This window comes from Candidatus Margulisiibacteriota bacterium (assembly GCA_003242895.1).
Lineage (GTDB): Bacteria > Margulisbacteria > Riflemargulisbacteria > GWF2-39-127 > GWF2-39-127 > GWF2-39-127.
Map to the genome: position 1 here is coordinate 1 of QKMY01000002.1, position 666 is coordinate 666.

Below are 666 nucleotides of genomic sequence, written 5' to 3' on the forward strand. Positions count from 1 at the left end.
AAGAAGGGCTTACGGTTTTAGAAACTTTGAAAATTACAGATTGTGGGTTAAAATACTATGTCGTTAATATCTGGATTCCCCCATCTTCGGAGTAGAGCCGAAAAAGCGACCTATGCGCTAATTACTGTGAAGGCAGTCTAAATTTGGCGGAGGAGGAGAGATTCGAACTCTCGCTGGCTTTGACACCACTACAGGTTTAGCAAACCCGCCCCTTCAGCCTCTTGGGTACCCCTCCGCACTGGCTGATTGATATCCAAATTTGAATATCAACAATCGTATTTTACTGGATTATGGTTATTCTGGCAAGTTTTTTGTCAGAATTGAAAGTGCTTATAACTTTTCCGTAAATGTGCTTAAGGATAATTCTTCAGTAATAGCTACTGGTGGCGATATACTTTAGTATATAAAAAAATTTTGGAATAACTTTATGTATAACAAACTGATAAGCGGCAAGAACTTTTTCATTAAGCCCTCCAATTGGTAACTATGATAATTTACAACTTTCGCAAGTTGTAATTATCCTTTCCTATTTAGGAGTTGGGATGGAATAATCTTGGGGTGGAATACCCCAACTCCTAAACAGAGAACTATAGCAACTCAAAAAAACATTGTAGTGATATTGAAAAATAGAGGCAAACAAGGATCTCCTAATTGGTGAGAAAATAT

Annotated in this window: 1 tRNA gene; it reads right to left on the reverse strand. The window is 37.4% G+C overall.

Features of this window, described 5'->3' with window-relative positions:
* Positions 1–144: 144 nt before the first annotated feature.
* Positions 145–235, reverse strand: a tRNA-Ser gene (locus DKM50_00080).
* Positions 236–666: the final 431 nt, after the last annotated feature.